Annotated in this window: 17 protein-coding genes; all 17 read right to left on the bottom strand. The window is 57.7% G+C overall.

Annotation, left to right across the window (positions count from 1 at the left end; genetic code table 11):
• A partial coding sequence (locus GFC01_RS10625; RefSeq protein ID WP_479723382.1) for an indolepyruvate ferredoxin oxidoreductase subunit alpha occupies positions 1 to 987 on the bottom strand: 987 nt, incomplete at its 3' end.
• On the bottom strand, positions 984 to 2,306 hold the full coding sequence (locus GFC01_RS10620; RefSeq protein ID WP_152947033.1) for a phenylacetate--CoA ligase family protein: 1,323 nt from the start codon (positions 2,304 to 2,306) through the stop codon (positions 984 to 986). The genes GFC01_RS10620 and GFC01_RS10625, both read right to left, overlap by 4 nt.
• The gene (locus GFC01_RS10615) at positions 2,303 to 3,826 is read right to left on the bottom strand and encodes a sodium:solute symporter family protein (RefSeq protein WP_152947031.1); all 1,524 of its coding nucleotides are present in this window, start codon (positions 3,824 to 3,826) and stop codon (positions 2,303 to 2,305) included. Before GFC01_RS10615 ends, GFC01_RS10620 begins: the two co-directional genes overlap by 4 nt.
• A gap of 244 nt (positions 3,827 to 4,070) precedes the next feature.
• Positions 4,071 to 5,327: an aminotransferase class I/II-fold pyridoxal phosphate-dependent enzyme gene (locus tag GFC01_RS10610; RefSeq protein ID WP_152947029.1), complete on the bottom strand. Its 1,257-nt coding sequence runs from the start codon at positions 5,325 to 5,327 to the stop codon at positions 4,071 to 4,073.
• 181 nt (positions 5,328 to 5,508) lie between these two features.
• On the bottom strand, positions 5,509 to 6,000 hold the full coding sequence (locus tag GFC01_RS10605; protein WP_152947027.1) for an Lrp/AsnC family transcriptional regulator: 492 nt from the start codon (positions 5,998 to 6,000) through the stop codon (positions 5,509 to 5,511).
• 428 nt (positions 6,001 to 6,428) lie between these two features.
• Positions 6,429 to 7,793, bottom strand: coding sequence for a germination protein YpeB (gene ypeB, locus GFC01_RS10600; RefSeq protein ID WP_194174901.1), 1,365 nt, complete (start codon positions 7,791 to 7,793; stop codon positions 6,429 to 6,431).
• Positions 7,794 to 7,917: 124 nt separating this feature from the next.
• Positions 7,918 to 8,583: a spore cortex-lytic enzyme gene (gene sleB, locus GFC01_RS10595; RefSeq protein ID WP_243137462.1), complete on the bottom strand. Its 666-nt coding sequence runs from the start codon at positions 8,581 to 8,583 to the stop codon at positions 7,918 to 7,920.
• A gap of 194 nt (positions 8,584 to 8,777) precedes the next feature.
• A complete protein-coding gene (locus GFC01_RS10590) occupies positions 8,778 to 10,184 on the bottom strand; it encodes a cobyrinic acid a,c-diamide synthase CobB (protein ID WP_152947020.1) in 1,407 nt (468 codons plus the stop codon).
• Between the two features lie 169 nt (positions 10,185 to 10,353).
• A complete protein-coding gene (locus GFC01_RS10585; RefSeq protein ID WP_152947018.1) occupies positions 10,354 to 10,671 on the bottom strand; it encodes a TusE/DsrC/DsvC family sulfur relay protein in 318 nt (105 codons plus the stop codon).
• A gap of 225 nt (positions 10,672 to 10,896) precedes the next feature.
• Entirely contained in the window at positions 10,897 to 12,279 is a 1,383-nt protein-coding gene (gene dsrK, locus GFC01_RS10580; RefSeq protein WP_194174900.1) for a sulfate reduction electron transfer complex DsrMKJOP subunit DsrK, read from the bottom strand.
• Between the two features lie 16 nt (positions 12,280 to 12,295).
• A complete protein-coding gene (locus GFC01_RS10575) occupies positions 12,296 to 13,096 on the bottom strand; it encodes a respiratory nitrate reductase subunit gamma (RefSeq protein ID WP_341473903.1) in 801 nt (266 codons plus the stop codon).
• 424 nt (positions 13,097 to 13,520) lie between these two features.
• Positions 13,521 to 14,633, bottom strand: coding sequence for a DVU0298 family protein (locus GFC01_RS10570; RefSeq protein ID WP_152947016.1), 1,113 nt, complete (start codon positions 14,631 to 14,633; stop codon positions 13,521 to 13,523).
• Between the two features lie 18 nt (positions 14,634 to 14,651).
• On the bottom strand, positions 14,652 to 14,897 hold the full coding sequence (locus tag GFC01_RS10565) for an FmdB family zinc ribbon protein (RefSeq protein ID WP_152947014.1): 246 nt from the start codon (positions 14,895 to 14,897) through the stop codon (positions 14,652 to 14,654).
• A 15-nt stretch (positions 14,898 to 14,912) separates the two neighbouring features.
• Positions 14,913 to 15,539 (bottom strand): tetratricopeptide repeat protein, encoded by a 627-nt coding sequence (locus tag GFC01_RS10560; RefSeq protein ID WP_152947012.1) that lies wholly within the window; start codon positions 15,537 to 15,539, stop codon positions 14,913 to 14,915.
• A gap of 108 nt (positions 15,540 to 15,647) precedes the next feature.
• Positions 15,648 to 15,878 carry a dissimilatory sulfite reductase D family protein gene (locus tag GFC01_RS10555; RefSeq protein WP_152947010.1) on the bottom strand — a complete coding sequence of 77 codons (231 nt, stop codon included), beginning with the start codon at positions 15,876 to 15,878 and terminating at the stop codon, positions 15,648 to 15,650.
• Between the two features lie 79 nt (positions 15,879 to 15,957).
• Positions 15,958 to 17,145: a dissimilatory-type sulfite reductase subunit beta gene (gene dsrB, locus GFC01_RS10550; RefSeq protein ID WP_152947008.1), complete on the bottom strand. Its 1,188-nt coding sequence runs from the start codon at positions 17,143 to 17,145 to the stop codon at positions 15,958 to 15,960.
• Positions 17,146 to 17,165: 20 nt separating this feature from the next.
• Positions 17,166 to 18,581: a dissimilatory-type sulfite reductase subunit alpha gene (gene dsrA, locus GFC01_RS10545; protein ID WP_423244386.1), complete on the bottom strand. Its 1,416-nt coding sequence runs from the start codon at positions 18,579 to 18,581 to the stop codon at positions 17,166 to 17,168.
• Between the last annotated feature and the right edge of the window lie 93 nt (positions 18,582 to 18,674).

The raw sequence follows: 18,674 nt of genomic DNA, 5'->3' as shown, positions 1-18,674 counted from the left end.
CCGGGAGGGTGACGGGTTCAAATCGATCCCCGCTTCTTGAAATTTCCGGCGCAGCAAACCGGGGGTAAATTCGTTGCCGGCCGGAAAAAGTTTTTTACCCGTAACGGCCAGACCCAGGCCGGTGACAAACTCTTCGATGTAGGGGTCCAGTTCTTCCACCACAAAAAGACGTTCCACGCCGGCAGCGAAGCGGCGGATCAATTCCGCCGGCAGTGGATGGGTCAGGCCCAGCTTGAGCACCGACGCCCCGGGCAGCACATCCCGCACGTACTGGTAGCTGATGCCGCTGGTGATCACCCCCACCCGGCGGTCGCCCCGGATGATCCGGTTCACCGGGCAGCTTTCGGCATAAGCCCGCAGCCTCTGCAGCCGCTCTTCCAGGGACTGGCGGCGAGAGCGGCCGTAGGCCGGCACCATCAGCCATTTCCGGGGGTTTTTTTCATATGGCCGCAGGGTATGCTCCCGCCGCTCCCCCGGCTGCACAAAACTCTGGCTGTGGGCCACCCGGGTGGTGGTGCGCAGCATGACCGGCAGGTCGAACTCCTCGCTCACCTGCAGGGCCAGGCCCACCATGTCATGGGCCTCCTGGCTGTCCGCAGGCTCAAACATGGGTATGCGGGCAAAGCTGGCAAAACGGCGGTTGTCCTGCTCGTTCTGGGAGCTGTGCATGCCCGGATCGTCGGCGGAAACCAGGACCAGCCCGCCGTTAACCCCGGTGTAGGCCGCCGTCATCAGGGGATCGGCAGCCACATTGACCCCCACATGTTTCATGGTCACCAGCACCCGGGCTCCGGCCAGGGAGGCGCCCAGGCCCACCTCCAGGGCCACCTTTTCATTGGGCGCCCACTGGGCTTTCACTCCTGCAAAGCGGGCGAAATTTTCCAGTATTTCGGTACTGGGCGTGCCCGGGTAGCCCACACCCACGGTAACGCCGTGTACATAGGCTCCCCGGGCAATGGCTTCATTACCCGTCATTAGCTCTTTCATGACGAACCTCCAGAACTTTTTGCTTCACATCTATTATCAATAACCCTTTTGGCCTTGCCCTGGCTGCGCTCAATGGAGTGGGGCTCCAGAAGACGCACCCGGGGGTTGATGGACAGGACTGCCTGTAACCGGCGGCGGATTTTCTCTTCCATGGCCTCCAGATCCCGGAAGCTGCCGGTGAAGGCCTCCTCCGTCATTTCCACCTGCACTTCCAGGTAATCCAGGTAGCCCTTTTTGCCCACCAGTATCTGGTAGTGGGGAGATATGCCGTTTATATCCATGAGCACGCTTTCAATCTGGGAGGGAAAGACATTGACCCCGGATATGATCAGCATGTCGTCGGTGCGCCCCACCACCTTGCGCAGGCGGGCGGTGGTGCGGCCGCAGGGACAGGGTTCGGGGTTGATCACCGAAATATCCCGGGTACGGTAGCGCACCACCGGAAAGGCCTCCTTGGTCAGGGTGGTGATGACCACTTCCCCTTCCTGCCCGTATTCCATGGGCTCCCCCGTTTCCGGGTCGATAATCTCCACCAGGAAGTGGTCCTCGGAAATGTGCATGCCCGGCGCCACGGTGCATTCCCCGCAGACCCCCGGACCCATTACTTCGCTCAAGCCGTAGTTGTCAGTGGCTTTCATTCCCCACATGGCTTCCAGTTCGGCACGCATCTGTTCGCTCCAGGCCTCCGAACCAAAGAGCCCCAGCCTCACTTTAAGGCTGCGGGGATCTATGCCCATGGCCCTGGCCGTTTCCCCCAGGTGCAGCGCATAGGAGGGCGTGCCCACCAGGGCCGTGGTGCCGAAATCCTGCATAAGCATAATTTGCTTTTCCGTGTTGCCCACGGAGGCGGGAACAATGGTGGCCCCCACCCTTTCCAGGCCGTAATGCAGGCCGAAGGCGCCGGTGAACAGGCCGTAGCCGAAGGTAATCTGCACCACATCTTCGCTGGTGACCCCGGCCTGGGTAACCATCCGGGCCACCAGTTCGGTCCAGGTCTCCAGGTCCTTTCTGGTATACCCCACCACAATGGGCTTGCCGGTGGTGCCGGAGGAGGCATGCAGGCGCACCACTTCTTTCAGCGGAACGGCAAATAGCCCGTAGGGGTAATTATCCCGCAGGGCGGCCTTGGTGGTGAAGGGAAAGCGGCGTATGTCGCTTAAGCTCTGCAGATCCTCCGGCTTTACACCGTGGGCCTCAAAAAGATGGCGGTAGAAGGGAACCCGCCGGTATACCCGGTGGAGGGTTTCCTTCAACCGCTCCAGCTGCAGTGCCTGTAATTCTTTCCTGTCCATGCACTCATGCTGTCGATCCCAGATCATGTACTCTCCACTTCCTTACTTTGAAGTAAAACCCGACCTTTCCGGAAGGCATCACCCGGACCGAAGGCCCTGTCCAGCACTTCCGCCGGCAGGGGAGGGGTGATCAGGCTGACGGCGGGCACCACCAGCAGGGGAATGATCATGGCCAGGCAGCCTACCATGGGGATCACACCCGGGTCCAGATGGAAATAAAGGGACGGTACGATGGAAATCCCCAGGCCGCCCAGGATGCCGGCCCAGGCACCGGCCGCCGTGGTTCCCCTCCAGAACAGGCCGTATAAATAGGGTGCCAGGAAGGCGCCGGCCACCGTACCCCAGGACATGGCCATCAGGCTTAAGATAATGGCCGGTTTGGCCAGGGCCAGGATTAAAGACAGGACGATGAAAAGCAGGCACAGGATGCGCAGGAGCAGCACCCCGTGTTTTTTGCCCAGTGCGGGCCGCACGGCCTGCACCAGGTCGATGGAGATGGCCGAACTGCTCACCAGCACCAGGGAAGCCAGGGTGGACATGGATGCCGAAAGAACCAGCAACAGGATCAACAGCGCTCCGAACTCCGGCAGGGTGTTGTGGATCAGGATCGGCATGAGCATGTCGGGTGTGGGCTTTCCAGTTGCAGGATCCAGGGGCAGCTTGTCAAAGAACAGATGGGTCAGGGCGCCGGTGAAGTAGGCGCCAAAGGTAATCACCAGGGCAAACAGGGTGGCCACCACCATGGCCGGGCGGATGGCCCGCTCGTTCCTGATGGCGTAAAATTTTTGCACCATCTGGGGTAACCCCCAGGGGCCCAGGCTGGTGAGAATCACCAGGGAAGCCAGGGGCAACCATTGCCCGCCGGGACCGGTCACACTCGCCAGCCCGGGGTTGATTTCCGCCAGCCGTTTTATGCCCGGCAGCAGGCCGCCCACCTGGGGAGCGGCCAGCACAAAATAGAGCAGGGCACCGACGCCGGCCAGCATGACCAGCCCCTGGATGAAATCGGTCAGGGCCACCGCCCGGTAGCCGCCCATTACCAGGTATACGGCCGTCAGCAGGCACATGAGCAGGGCGGCGTAGAGGTAGGGGATGCCGAATATCTGGTTGAACAAATAACTCAGACCCATATAAACCGAGGCGGAATAGGGAACCAGAAAAAGAAAAATAACCAGTGCGCTGAATATTTTCATTGAGGGGCACTGATAACGGGCTTCCAGAAACTCGGGCATGGTCATGGCTCCCAGGCGGGCCGTCATTAAACGCGTCCGTTTGGCCAGCACCAGCCAGGCCAGCAGGCTGCCCAGCAGGGTGTTGCCCAGGACGATCCACAGGCCGGCCAGGCCGAAGCCCCAACCCACCTTGCCGGCATAACCAATAAAAATAACCGCCGAGAAATAGGTGGTGCCGTAAGCAAAGGCCGAAAGCCAGGGACCCATGGCCCGCCCGCCCAGGAAGAAGTCATTCACCGTGCGGGTACGCACCATACTGCGGTAGCCGCTGTAGAGCAGGACACACACAAAAATACCCAGCAGCAGCCATTTCATAAACAACCGTCCTCCCATCCTGCTTTTAGATTGTACCCACCCGGACAGGGTCCGGGTGGGTATAGTATGTGGTAATTCTCCCTGCCGGGTCAAAATTCCTGCCGGCGGGGAAATATTTATAGAAAATTGCCTTTTGCAATCCTGTAGCCCAATGAAAGACGGGTGTTTTCAGTCATCCATAGCCGGGGCGGCAGGCACACTCGGAAGGCATTGGCAACCTTCGTAAAAAATCCTCCTGGTTTTTTCACGAAGACAGTGCACCGGCAACCGAGGCAATCCTCTCCGGCGGCGGTGTAGACCGGTGTGCCGTGGAAATCAGCCGCGGTTTCACTCCCAGGCGGCGGACAAACTGGGCCATGCGTTTCAGGGCTTCGGAAATATCCTCCAGGGAGGCGGCGTAGGAGCAGCGCACAAAGCCTTCGCCGCCGGGCCCGAAGGCATCGCCGGGCACCACGGCCACCTTCTCCTCCAGAAGGAGCTGCTGGGCGAATTGTTCGGAGGTGAGCCCGGTGGCCCGGATCTCCGGAAAGGCATAAAAGGCCCCCCCGGGCTCAAAGCAGTTGAGGCCCATGTCCCGGAAGGCCTGGCAGACCAGGCGGCGGCGGCGGTTGTATTCCCTGACCATGCGCTCCATCATGGCCCGGCCGTTGCGCAACGCCTCCAGGGCGGCCATCTGGGCGGTAATGGGTGCACAGAGGATGGAGTACTGGTGGATCTTGGTCATGGCGGCGATAATTTCGGCCGGGCCGCAGGCATATCCCAGCCGCCAGCCGGTCATGGCGTAGGCCTTGGAGAAGCCGTTTAACAAAATGGTGCGCTCCTTCATTCCCGGCAGGCTGGCCACGCAGGTATGCTCGCCCACATAGGTCAGCTTGTCGTAAATTTCATCGGATATTACCAGCAGATCCCGGGCCACGGCCACCTCAGCTATCTCCGCCAGGGTGCGGCGGTCAATGACCGCTCCGGTGGGATTGTTGGGGTAGGAAAGCAAGAGTATTTTGGTCCGGGGGGTGATGGCCCTTTCCACCTGGTGGGCTTTCAGGCAAAAACCTTTTTCCATGGTGGTGGGTATGGTCACCACCCGGCCCCCGGACAGCAGCACCGCCGGCGCGTAGGACACGTAGGAGGGTTCGGCCATGATTACTTCGTCGCCGGGGCAAACCAGCGCCCGCATGGCCAGGTCCAGGCCTTCGCTCACCCCCACGGTAACCAGTATCTCCTCCCGGGGATCATAGACCACACCGTAGGAACAGCCCAGGTCCCGGGCAATGGCCTCCCGCAGTTCCAGCAGGCCGCTGTTGGAGGTGTACATGGTATAACCCTTTTCCAGGGAGTAGATGCAGGCTTCCCGGATATGCCAGGGGGTGACAAAGTCCGGTTCACCCACCCCCAGGGATATAACCCCCCTGGTTTCCGCCACCAGGTCGAAAAAACGGCGTATGCCCGAGGGGGGCATATCCCGTACCACTGGATTGATCCGCTCGCAAAGGGATCCGGTCATTATTGCCAATCCTCCTTCAAGGTAACTTGTTAAACCAATGAGCTAATATTCAGGCCGTTTTCCTGTGATTTATTTCCGTGGCCGCCCGGCACTCGCCAAACAGGCCGTACTGCGAAGACCAAATCTGCCACTGCCAGTTGCCTTAACCCTGGAATGAGCATTTTTACCAGTGAGCGCCGGGTCAAGGGGTTACTTTCAGCCGGCGGTTTTCTTCCCCGTCCTCCACGATTACCCCGTCCTGCTTGTAGGTTTTCAGGACGAAGTGGGTGGTGGTGCTGATCACCCCTTCAATGGTGGCCAGCCTGGTGGCCACAAAGTGGCTCACCTCCCGCATGGTGCGCCCTTCGATAAATACAGCCAGGTCGTAGGCGCCGGACATGAGGCGCACGCTGCGCACTTCGGGATAACGGTAGATCCGCTCGGCCACCCCGTCAAAACCCACATCCCGCTGGGGGGTGATGCGTACTTCAATCAGGGCCGAAACCTTTTCTTCCCCCACCTTTTCCCAGTTCACCAGGGTCATGTATTTCAAAATGGTTTTATTTTCTTCCAGTGCGGCAATGGTTTCCCGGACCTTTCCCGCGTCCAGGTTGAGCATCACGGCAATTTCCTCGGGCTTGAGGCGGGAATTGTTCTCCAGAATCTCCAGAATCTCCTTGACGGCATCCTGCATTTTACCACCCCTGTTCTTTAAAATGCCTGTCCGGCCAATTAAAAAAGCCCCCGTCCCCATGGGACGAGAGCCAGGTCTCGCGGTACCACCCAGATTGGCCGCACCAGATGGCGCAGCCCCCTCCATACCCGGATAACGGCGGGCCGCCGGCAAGGCATACTCGGGCTCCGTTGACCCTTTCAGCCTGCGGCTCCAGGACGGCACGGACACTTCCCCGGCCGGGCTTGCACCCTCCCCGGCTCGCTGTGGCGGTTGACATGCCCTCAATCCTTTCACAGCCTGGTTGCATATCAATTCAGGTCTTATACTAGCACGAAGCCCGCCGGCTGTCAACGGAAAAGAGCACCGGATGCGGCCGTTTAACCAAAATTTTAAACAGTCCGGCGTTTGAAAAGGCCGGCCATACCGGCACATGATAAAACCGCCGTTTAAAGGGTCAGTATCCCCTCGGGACTGCGCACCACCCGCAAAACCTGTTCTTCTTTGCCGTCCAGGGCGTTAATGTAAATCAGGTAGGTGTCCTTGTCCAGCCGGCCTTGAAATTCGTAGGTCAGTATTTCTTTATCCGGCGCCACGGGAATCAGGGCCAGCCGGCCGCCGGCAACCTTTCCCAGCCGGGGGCTGACTTTCCGGCGCGCCTGGGCTGCGCTAATCCGCGGCCGGGGCAACTGGCGCTGGTGATGATTCATCAAATAGCCCGATGCCTCCACCCCCAGAACCTGCCCGTTGTCCAGGGCCACAGTCACCTTAACCTGGTCGGGATAAAGGATCACCCGGTCCTGGACGGCGGCAAAGTTAAAAATGGCCACTCCCCCCTGCTGTTCATAATAAACCGGCACCATGTCCCGGTAACCCAGGGCGACCAGGTACTGCCGCGCCTTTTCCCGCGCCCGGTTGATATCCCAGGTGGGATTGCCCGCCGGGCGACTCCCGGCCAGCCAGTTCAGGTGCCCGCCCTGCCGGGTAACGGCCACCGTGTAAACTTCGCCCGTGCCGGAAGCCGGTCTTAACTCCACCAGGTAGGAGGGGATTTTCCCCCGGGCCTCGGTCACCCGGCCCACCGTATATCCAGTTCCCCCGTCCACCATTTGCCGGGCCCGCTGTCCCGCCTCGTCCATGTTAATCACCTTGCCCGTCAATCCCCTGGGCTCGCTTTTTTCCAGGTGATCGGAAAAGGGCCCGTCATAAATCAGGGTGGGGAATGTTTCCATATGCTTTTCTATGGCGGAAAAGTTGCTGTCGGCCAGGCGGGACCCTTCCTTTTGCACCCCGCGGCCGCTCTCCCGGGCCAGCTCGCTTAAGTAAAGGCGGCCCTGGGCGATACGCGCTTCAATGTTATGCAGTTCCAGGTTCAAATCGGCTGACTGGCGATAAAGGTTCTTTAACGTTTCCCATTGTGCGGCCGATTTATTTTGCCCGCCGGCCGTCTGCCGCTGCAGGGAGTAGGCATAGTCCCCCACCTGGGTGAGAAATTTGGCCGTGCGGGCGGTCTGAACATCGGCCAGGGGTAGCTGGTTTAAATCCGCCTGGGCGGCATTGGCCCTCTGCCACAGTTCGGTGAAGAGGCGGCTGTCCTGTTCCGCCCCTTCAGCCACCAGGCTTTTGGAAAGCAACACCTCTATGTGCCGCACATTTTCCACCAGTGAGTAAAAGGCCCGGTAATATTTATTGTTCAGGGCCGTCTCCAGCCGCTGACGCAGGCTGTATTGCTGATATCCCCAGTAACCCAGCCCGCCTGTGACCATCACCGCGGCCACAACCGGCAGAAGCCAGATCCACCTTTTAGCTGACATTGTAAACATCCTTTCTGGTTGCGAGTTGCGGGTTGTGTGTTGCTGGTTCAGGATTACCGGTTTCGTGTCAAAGCAGGAGCTTCTGGCTCCGAACCCCTGACTGGAAACCCGGAACCCGGAACTGCTAATGGGCAAAAACATGCCGGCCAATTTGGGTAATCACATTCCGGCTCCATATCCAGGGGCTGACCGGTTTGGAGGGATTCCAGAAGTACAGGGCGCCGCCGGTGGGATCCCACCCGCTCATGGCCAGCATGGCCGCCTGCAGGGATTCCTGACTGATGGGGCGGTTATACTGACCATTGCTCACCGATTCAAAGGCGTGGGGCTGGTAAATCACTCCGGCCAGGCTGTGGGGGAAAGCGGCACTGCGGGTGCGGTTCATAATCACGGCGCCCACGGCCACCTTACCAGTAAAGGGCTCATCGGCCGCTTCCCCTTCGATCACCCGGGCCAGCAGGTACACCGCATCCCGGTTGGTCACCCCCCGGGACACTTCCGCCGGTTCCACCGGTGGAGCCGCCGCAACGGGGCCAAACCCCAGTGCCTCCCAGGTGCCCGGCCCCACCACTCCATCGGGCACCAGGCCGTTGTTCAGCTGGAAATCCACCACTGCCTGCTGGGTGCTGCTGCCGTAAAATCCATCCACCGGACCCCGGTAATAACCCCATTCCGACAGCCGGCCCTGCAGCCGCGATACATCGTCCCCGCTCAAACCCCAGTAAAGGGTGCGTTCCTGGGCGGAAGCCTGCCGGAGGGTCGTGATGATTCCGCCGGCGGTGATCATCATCACCGCCAGGAATAGAATCAATGCAAACCGCCGTCCATCCACCGGTCTCAACATCTTACCCCCCATTTTGCTACCTTTGCAGTCCATCTGATTTTTATTTTTTCTGAAACAATTCTTTTCTATGTACATAAAGCGCGGCGCCGCAGAGTCAAAACTCTGCGGCGCCGCCAGGTTCCCTCTCCCTATCCCCACTTCTACCCGGGGGTTCCATGCCGGTACTTCTCTGCCCGGGCTACGACGCTTCGCGCCCAGTCCGGGCAGGACAGGGCATGAATGTGGTTATAGGCAGCCAGTACGTTTTTATATACCAGCCCGTCACTTTGTCCGTCAATCCCATTGCCCCGCATTACCCGAAAGGCATAGCCCAATCCACCGTCCACATTGGTCAGACGGGAGTGGTGGAACTCATGTCCCCTGATAATCATTCCGCAGGGAAAAAAAGGATTTTCTTCCACCACCTGCACCACTTCGTAACCATGCCCCCGGGGCCTTTCTTCCATCAATACATCAAAGGGCAGGGCGCCGCACATTTCATAGGACCGCTCCTGCCAGGTGATCCTTCGTCCCAGGTACATCAAACCGCCGCACTCGGCGTAAACGGGCAATCCCTTTTCAATGGCCAGGCGCACGGACTCCCTTAGGCCCGCGTTGGCTTCCAGCCGGGGGGCAAACACCTCGGGAAACCCCCCGCCAATATACAGGGCATCCACCGGGGGCAGAGAGTTATCGGACAGGGCGTCAATGTAAATCAGCCGGGCTCCGGCCTCCTGCAGTGCCTCCAGATTCTCGGGGTAGTAGAAGGAGAAAGCCCGGTCACGAAATACGCCGATCAGCGGGCCGCTGTCCCGGCCGTTTGCGGGCATCCGGCCCCGCTCATGTCTTTCTTCCAGCGGCGGCACGTTGCGGGCTACAGCCAGGATGCCGTCCAGGTCCAGGCATTCCACAGCCGCCCGGGCCAGTTCCCGCAGTGCATGCTGCAGGTCGTCCCTTTCCCCGGCCGGGATCAGGCCCAGGTGGCGGTCGGGAATAGTCATGTTCCTGTCCTTGGGAATTACCCCCAGAACCGGTATGCCGCAATACCGTTCCAGCGCCTGGCGCAACATCCGCTCATGCCGTGCCCGGGCCACCTTGTTCAAAATAACCCCGGCGATGGTCACATCGGGGTCAAATTCCATAAAGCCTTTGACCAGGGGAGCCACACTGCGGGTCATCCTGGTGGTATCCACCACCAGGATGACCGGCGCCTTCAGGGTTCTGGCTATTTCAGCGGTGCTGCCGCTACCCTCGATATCCACACCGTCAAACAGACCCATGGCCCCCTCCACCACCGCCATATGGGCGTCCATACTGTGGTGAATAAAGGAAGCGCGGATGGTTTCCCGGGACATGAGAAAACCGTCCAGATTGCGGCACGGCCTGCCCGTTACCAGGGTCAGCCAGCTGGGATCGATAAAGTCCGGCCCTTTTTTAAAGGGCTGCACTGTCAGCTGCCGGTGGTGCACAAGGGCTGTCAGCAGACCGATGGTTACCGTCGTTTTGCCCGACCGGCCCCGGGGCGCTCCTATTACCAGGCGTGGTATGGTGCTGTTGTTGTTAAGCATCGTTTACACATCTCCTGCTGCTGAAAAATGCCCCCGGCAAAAGAACAGGCACAGCCTGTTCCTCCCACCCCCGGTGATTGTTCGCAGGCGGGCAGCAGATGCTTGTGCCTGTGATGGAACGTCTGAATGCCTGTCCCTTGTTTAATGCAGGGTATTTCCCGGCTCCGGATTACACGCAGCCGGTGGGTTTGGGCAGACCGGCCAGCTTACAGGCCCCTTTGGCCGGGCCGGAGGGGAACAATTCATAGATGTATTTCAGGCTGAAACCGGTTTCTTTGCACAGCTTGCGGATCATGGGAGCGATCTGGAACTGCTTGTAGTAGTCCCGCAGGTAGTTAATCACTTTCCAGTGATCGTCGGTCAGTTCCTGAATCCCTTCGGTGGCTGCAAAGGCCTTGGCCACATCTTCATTCCACAGTTCGGGGTCAACAATAAAACCGTCCTCGTCCAGTTCAATCTCAACACCATTAACATTAATGGACGCCATTTAAATAAGCACCTCCATTGATATTCTGCGCGGGTCTTCCCCAAAGGATTCCCCACTAAATCCATGTTATTGATTAATTACGGCGCACTTTCTATACTCCATACAAGCCCCAATTTCTGCCTGAAGGCGAGACATGCCCCGGGCGCCTGCCGGTGCATTCCGGGCCGCATCACCCCCCCTGCAAAAGCATACCATCTACCGGACGGCCAGTCAATGTCCAATCCCTTACTTCCATACCAGTGCCCGGCCTACCAGGTCAATCAGACCCTTTACTTCCACGCCCAACTGGTGTTCCTCCACCATGGGGTAGAGCTGCGCCTTGCAGATGGAACAGGGGGCGCAGAGTATACCGTTGCCGTCCTTGCCCACACCGGTGGCCCGCACCTGTTCGGCCTTTTTGGCCGAGAATTTGATGCGCAGCTGGTACATTTCCGGATCGTCAAAGAGGATGGCCGAACCGCCACCGCAGCAGAAGTTGTTTTCCCGGTTGGGACTCATTTCCCGGAAATCGGCCACACAGGCGGTGATCACCGTGCGCAGTGTCTCAGCCATGCCGCAGGCGCGCACGAAGTTGCAGGGATCGTGCAGGGTCACCGGATGGTCGTTTTTATTTTTGTCCAGCTTCAGCTGGTTGGTGCGAATGTAGTAGGCCACCTCGTCGTGCAGGTGGGTGATGGGCCAGCGGATGGGCCGGTCGGCCATGCCCGGGAAATACATCTTCCAGGCCCGCCAGCCGTGGCCGCATTCACCCCAGACTATTTTTTTCACCCCCAGCTTTTGCGCCGCATCCAAAAGACGGGTGAAATTGTGCCGGATGGTAAAGCGCTGGTCGAAAAGCAGCCCGAAGTTACCGGCCTCGGTCATGTGACTGGGTATGGTCCAGTTGGCACCAATGTAGGTAAAGAACATCCCAGCCCCCATCAACGTATAAGGGTTCAACAGGAAGTCCGCCGAGGAAGGCACATACAGGATATCGGCACCTTCTTTGTCCACGGGGAAAACCACGTCCACGCCAAATTCATCCTTGATTTCCTCGGAGAGGAACTCCAGGGTGTCCACAATGGCCGGTTTGGTCAACCCGGTGTGGTTACCGGTTTTTTCCATGGCACCGCCCACACTGGCGTGCAGTTTGGGCACAATGCCCAGCCAGTGCAGGATCTGGCGGCCGATCATGGTCACCTCGCAGGTATCGATGCCGAAGGGACACACGTGGGCGCAGCGGCGGCACTCGTTGCACTGGTAAAAGTAGGAATACCACTGTTCAATGATGTCCAGGCTCAGGTCCTCGGCACCCACCAGCTTGCCGAACCAGCGGCCCTCCAGGGTAAAGTAGCGCCGGTAGATCTTGCGCATTAACTCCGCCCGCATGGTGGGGATATTGTTGGGGTCCCGGGTGCCCAGATAGGTATGGCAGTTTTCGGCGCAGACGCCGCATTTGGTACAGGACTCCATGGCCAGAACAAAGGAACGGAATTTTTTACGCATTTCATCCATGTACTGCAGCGCCTTTTCCACTTTCTGATCGTCAGGCACCGGCTCGATGTGGATGTGACGCATCTCATCGGCGGTGGCTCTTGCTGGCATTTTCAATCCGTTAACTTCTGGCAACGGTCACACCCCCCTTTTAAGCCACATCGGAAGCCCCGGCAGGTAGTCCCGTACCCCTGGCCCTGGCCGCGGCCACATCCACATTGGGCAGGCCGGGGGCCGGTTCTTTATAAACCCGGTTTTCAATCCAGCGCATACCGAACATGCCAAACAGGTGCATCAATTTGCTGAAGGGGAAAACCATGAGCAGAACCTGCACCAGCAAAAGATGGGTTAAAAAGAGCGGGTTGTCGGGAATGGCTGCCGGCCGGAACATAAGCAGCGTGGTTAAATATTCTTTCACCGGTTCATACTCAATCCCGTAGGCCGGGAATAAACGCATAAAGTTGCCAACGGAAACAATGGCAATGAGCAGGAACAGGTGCAGGTAATCACTTGTATTGGATATCCGCCTCATTTTATCAATGGCCGCCCGCCGGTACAGCAGGTACAGCAGACCGGCCAGGAGAATCAAACCGAAAAAGGTGCCCAAAAGCTCGGACATGTGCTCGCTGAGGGCCTCTGACATGCCGATATAAACAAACTGCCGGCCCAGAAAATAAATACCCATGGCGTGCCCGCCCAGCACAAAGAACAGGGCCACATGCATGGGCCAGGCGCCGATCCATAACGGCAGGTCAAATTTAAAAATATTCCTGAAAAGGATAATTTCCCGGGCATAAATGGCAGCGACTTCCGCATTGGACTGGGGGAAGGGGGACAGGGTGATATTATGCACTATCCGGGATGCAGCCCACCGCCACAGGCGGTAAAGAACGCCGAGGATAAAAACCGTAACCGTGATGTACGGTAAGATTTGCGCGATGAAGTACGCCACCACTGAACACCTCCTTTAATAAAGTGGTCGGTTGTCAACCATCGGTCATCAGGTTAACCAGCCCGGCACTCACCGTACAAGGTTAATTCCGGAGAAATTTATGTTAATCCGTGTATATTTTCTCAGGTAACATCAGCATGTTTGTGAGTGCAGGGCAGATTTAACCGCCTCTTCCAAAAGACATTTTTGTCATCTTCTGGCACCGCCATTGGCGGCTACGGGGATTCCTTCTAAATCTTTTTCCTCCCCTTTACATAAAACCGGTCCTCTCTCCTTTTTCTCCGCCTCTTTTGAAGATAACCCCGATACAACACCTCCCGGTCCATCCAATCTGGCCATATGATAAAATAACCCGTTGGATTTCATATTCGTCAAGTTTTCTGCGATTCCTGCCTGTCGGAAAATTTCCTTATCGTTGACTTTGTCATTGTCCTCCCCGGCCGGCCCGGATCCTTTCCAGGGCCGCCCGGGCCACCTGGCCGACGGTCTGCGGGCAAACCCGCCCATCTTTATAGACACCGAAGGCCGACCGGTCCTCAAGGAGCTGTTCCAGTGGATTTTCAGCTTCCACCGCACCCAACCGGCCGGTGATCATGGCTGCCAATCCCCGCGTTTCCGGGTCGGCAGCGGCCAGGCACTGGACAAAATGGCCGCTCCACGGGCGCAGCAGGTCGGGCCTGATTGCAGCCACCCTTTCCAGCGCCCGCAGGGCGCCGGAGCGCATGGCTTCATCTTTTAAAAGCCGGATTAAATAAGGCAGGTATCCGGCATAATTTTCTGTGGAATGGCTGATAATCGCCCCGATGGCATCGGGTGTCCCCCGGCCGGACGAACCCGTATCCGCCAGGGAATTAATCAGGGATTTTAGAAATTCGGCAACCCTTCCCGGATCCTCCCGGGCAATGACGGCCGATGCCGCACCAATCATTTCCGCCGCCCGCAGGCGTAAGCTTTCATCCCCCGCGCAAAGCAACCTGCCCAGTCCCCACAGGATCTTCCGGTCATGCCGGGCGGCTTCCAGGAGGGATTCCACTTGATAGTCCCGCACCAGGGTTTCCAATTCCCCTTTGGAAATTCGTTTCTTTTCCCGGACCACGGGCGAGGGATTGTTTTTCCCCAAATAGTCTGTGTGGCAGCCGGTGGCTTCTCTGGAACGGGGTGACCTGCCCCCCTCCCCTTTCAACTTAATAAAATACAGGGCCCCACCAATTTTGCGGCCTTCGAAAAAAGCTCCCGGAATGATCAAATGATATTGCCGATCATAATTATGCACTATTTCTTCCCCGTAATCCTCACCGGGCAGCATATCCCAGGCCCGCTCCCAGTCCAGGCGGCAGGCAAAAACCAGAGCGTTAAGGAAGGCGGCACCCAGGTTGTGCCCGGTGGCATCATAGGCGTATACCGCGCCGCAGCGGCATTCGCCCACCGGCATTTCCACGGTTCCGGCCGCCGGTTCGGCGGGCCTGTCAATGTCCAGGCCACAAAAAGGACACACGGGTTTTTTTACGTAGTCCCTTAGAATAACCCTTCCCTCCAAATTCTTTTAACACAGCTGTTAATCGTCCGCCCCCGGTATTTCAATGGTGGTGCATGAGCTACCCGGAGCGCAGGACCTGGTGGTTACGCTGGGCTTGGTCCGGCCGGCCCCGGCCCGGCTCACGTAATTGACCCGGCTGATCACCCGTTCGCAGGTGTCGGACTGGCACCGGGGACAGCGAATGTCTGCTTTTTCAGAAGGATTGATAAATAGTTTTTCAAACAGCCGGCCGCAATGAAGACACCTGAACTCATAAATGGGCATGATTTGTTCCCCCTGTCATTGTTTGCCGGAACGGTAGGGCTCCATCTCCTTCAAAAATTCGGGATGAACGGCAAGGCCCAGTTCTATGGCCCGGTTTAAGTGCTTGACCGCCTCTTCCATGTTTCCCTTTAAATAAAAGGCGTAGGCCAGGTTGTTGTGCCCCAGGGAAAAGTCCGGGGCTATCTCCAGCATTTTCTGGTTGGTTTCAATGGCCCGGTCCACGTCACCCTTTTGCAGGTAGGCATTGGCCAGGTTGCACCAGGCCTGCACAATTCTGGGGTTCAGTTCTATGGCCTTCTGCAGCGCTTCTATGGCCTCATCGGTTTTTTCCCTTTCCAGATAGACAAAACCCAGATTGGCGTACCCCCGGGCATAGCGGGGTTCTATTTCCACCGCCCGGCGGTTGCATTCCTCCACCATGGCCAAATCGCCCTTCTTGTAATAAATATAACCCAGATTGACATAGGCCTCGAACATGCGGGTGCCGTCGGCAATGGCTTCTTCAAAAAGGGTCTGCGCCTCTTCCAGCTTTCCCTGTTGCATGAGCATCACGCCCAGGTTATACTTGGCACTGGCGCACCCCGGGTTTTCATTGAGCATTTGCACATGTTTTTGCACAAAATTTTCCCCACTGGCTGTCATCCCCGCGACACCTCCCCGGCATACAAAAATTATGGCCGCTACTCATAGCGAATAGCCAGCCATTTTGCGCTGCCATGAGAATGAAAAAATTACAACGGTGGCTTTAATTTACTTGTCTTCGGTGATACCCCTGCCCTTCAGGCCGTACATGGTGGTGCTGCCGGTGGAGAAGTAAATGAGCGTCCCTTCATTGATCAGCTCGCTGGCCGCCTTTTTGATGTCCCTGGCCTTCGCTCCGGGGATCTTTTCCTGCACGGCCTTTTCCATGTCCTTGAAGTAAAATTTGGTTTTTTTGCTGGACTCGGCAAATTCCACAATCACTTTCTTGATTTCATCCATAGGTAATCTCATCCTTTCTTATCCGGCAAAGGGGAATTGCCGGGCAGGCGTTTGGCCAAACGCCTGCCCGCCGGTAAACCTAGTCGATACCGCCGGCCGCCCGGGATACATTCCAGGAAGCCTCGGTGAACTTGAACTGGGTGCTGGTACGGAAGGTGTCATAGGCCAGGCGATAGTCGTCAATGAGATGTTCGGTAAAGGGAATGCCGGTCTTCTCAAAGAACTTCTCCCAGCCAATGCGCTCGGCCCAGTCGCCCAGACGCTCGTGTTTTCTGGCATCGGCGGCGTATACTTCGATGATCTTCTTCACCGTGTTCACCACTTCCGGGAACCGCGGGAAGTTATTGGGCTGGTAGGCCACAACCACCTTGGAGAACTTGGGCTCGCTGATGGCGTTGGACAGTTTGCCGCCCACCAGAATGGCTACACCGTCACCGTCCTTGTCGGCAATGGGCAGGGCCGGGCACATGGTGTAGCAGTTGCCGCAGAACATACACCGCTCGCTCTTGATCTTCAGCGTCCGCCGGCCCTCGGGGGTCTTGTCGGGCGAAATGGCACCCAGGGGGCAGGAGGAAATGACCAGGGGCAGCTCGCACACCTGATCGATTACTTCGTGGTCGATTATGGGCGGCTTGCGGTGGATGCCCAGCAGGGCGATGTCGGAGCAGTGCACGGCGCCGCACATATTCAGGCAGCAGGCCATGGAGACCCTTACCTTTGCCGGCAGGGTCATACCGGTGAAGTATTCGAACACCTCGTCCATGACCGCCTTGACCATGGAAGAAGCATCGGTAGCCGGGGTATGGCAGTGCACGTAACCCTGGGTGTGCACGATATTGGATACGCAGGCGCCGGTACCGCCGATGGGGAACTTATAGCTGCCGGAAGCAAACTTGCGCCCGGCCAGATCCTTTTTCAGTGCTTCTACCTTCTCCGGGCTGTCCACCAAAAACTCGATGTTGTTGCGAGTGGTAAAGCGCACGTATCCGTCGCAATATTTGTCGGCAATATCACAAATCTCCCGCACATGGGCGGCAGTCATCAGGCGAGCCGAGCCACAGCGTACGGTGTACACCCTGTCGCCGGTCTCGGATACGTGCACCAGCACGCCGGGTTCCAGCACCTCATGGTATGCCCACTTGCCGTAGTTGTTTTGAATGACCGGCGGGAAGTTATCCCAGTAATGCCGGGGACCGATATCTGTAATCCTGTCCTTGGTTGGATTCTGCGGATCGAATTTACCGAATTTACCTGTAGAAAGAGCCATCCAACAACCCTCCTTATATTTTACCTCTTATGTCTGGCCCTGAATTCCTTAATGTCCCTAGTAAATCCACCCTTCACATCCTCTTCCTTCCAGAAGATGTACGGGTTGGCCCGCGGCGTCTTGATCATCTGCGGAGCAGGCGGCAGGCCGATTATTTCCAGGAACTTGGGCAGGCCGACACGCTGGATGAGCTCTCCAATGCGCTCCCGGTTCTTGCCTTCTTCCATCCAGAATTCCCATATTTTCTCAATAACTTCCTTCACATTGTCATAGGGCGGTTCGGTTTTCATGAAGGGCACGATCACCTGGGCGATCTGGGCGCCTTCCAGAATGGGGGCCTTGGCACCCACCAGGAGGCTTACGCCGGTGTCCTTACCGGGTTTCAAAGCCCGCGGCATGACGTTGATGCAGTGCATGCAGCGCACGCAGTTTTCGTTATCAATCATTAACTTGCCGTCTTCCATCCACATGCACTGGGACGGGCAGAGGTCGATAACTTCTTTCTGAATGTCGAACTTGCCCCAGTCCCTGCCCTTCTGGGCGCCGCCCCTGGGTACAATGTCGCCGGCAATGTAGGCTTTGACCGCTTCCTGGTCGATACGGATGTCATCCCGCCAGGTGCCGATGAAGGCTATGTCGGACCGGGCAATGGAAGCCACGCAGCAGTTGGGACAGCCGTCGAATTTAAACTTGAACTTGTAGGGGAAGGCCGGACGGTGCAGTTCGTCCTGATAGTGCATGGTCATTTCATAGCACATTTCCTGCGTGTCAATGCAGGCAAACTCGCAACGGGCCTTGCCGATACAGCAGGAAGGCGTGCGCAGGTTGGAACCGGAGCCGCCCAGGTCCTGATCCAGCTCGTGGGTCATGTCATAAAAGATGGGTTCCAGTTGCTCGGTGGTGGTACCCAGCAGGATGATATCACCGGTGGATCCGTGCAGGTTGAACAGGCCGCTGCCCCGGTATTCCCACAGGTCGGCCAGTAAGCGCAGGAAGTCGGTTTTGTAGAATTTACTGGCCGGCTGGTTTACCCGCATGGTGTGAAAATGGGCAATGCCGGGGAACTTTTCCGGCACGTCGGAATACCGGCCGATGACGCCGCCGCCGTATCCGAACACGCCCACGATGCCGCCGTGCTTCCAGTGGGTTTCGCCATCTTCAAAGGAAAGCTCCAGCTGGCCCAGCAGGTCTTCCACCACATAACGGTCGATCATCATGCGGTCGTCGGCCAGCTTTCTCCGGCGCAGCGCCTCCTGCTTGGCGTCGGCCACAAAGCTGGGCCACGGACCCTTTTCCAGTTCTTCCACTTTGGGAATCTCGTGGCGGATTTTAAAGTTTTTCAGTTCTTCTTCCGAAAAATTATTCAGTTCCTCCTGGGTATAAATGCGTAATTCGTCGTACTTCAATTCCCTTTGAGGCCTTTTGGGTTGAAACATCATCACGCCCCCTTTATTCACGCTGATAATGTATCATTTTTCTCTGCGTCAAATCGAATAGACCGCGTTGCAGACGGCAAAAAACGTCCCTCT

Source organism: Desulfofundulus thermobenzoicus, from assembly GCF_009428905.1.
Classification (GTDB): domain Bacteria; phylum Bacillota; class Desulfotomaculia; order Desulfotomaculales; family Desulfovirgulaceae; genus Desulfofundulus_A; species Desulfofundulus_A thermobenzoicus.
The sequence above is the reverse complement of the archived record's forward strand: the minus strand, read 5'-3'. Positions and strand labels throughout refer to the sequence as shown.